This window comes from Priestia sp. SIMBA_032 (assembly GCF_046535215.1).
Classification (GTDB): Bacteria; Bacillota; Bacilli; order Bacillales; family Bacillaceae_H; genus Priestia; species Priestia aryabhattai.
Genome location: NZ_JAWRXD010000713.1, coordinates 1 through 270, shown reverse-complemented (window position 1 = coordinate 270; position 270 = coordinate 1). Strand labels below are relative to the sequence as shown.

1 protein-coding gene is annotated in these 270 nt (G+C 69.3%); it reads left to right on the top strand.

Annotation, left to right across the window (positions count from 1 at the left end; translation table 11 throughout):
• Positions 1-270: acyl-CoA dehydrogenase family protein (locus tag SB717_RS36130; RefSeq protein ID WP_410907814.1), on the top strand; the 270-nt coding region annotated here is incomplete at both ends.

Below are 270 nucleotides of genomic sequence, written 5' to 3'. Positions count from 1 at the left end.
CGCTGACCCCCGGAACCGAGCAGGCCGAGCTACGGGACGCGGTCCGCGGCCTGTTCGGCAAGCACAGCACCATCGAGCAGGTGCGCGCCGCGGCCGACTCCCCACTCGGCTATTCGTCCGCACTGTGGCAGCAACTGGTCGACGACATGTCGGTGACCGCACTGGCGGTCCCCGAAGCGCGCGGCGGACTGGGCTACGGCATGGTCGAACTCGGGATCATCCTCGAAGAATGCGGCCGCAGCCTGGTCTGCGAGCCGGTCTACACCTCCG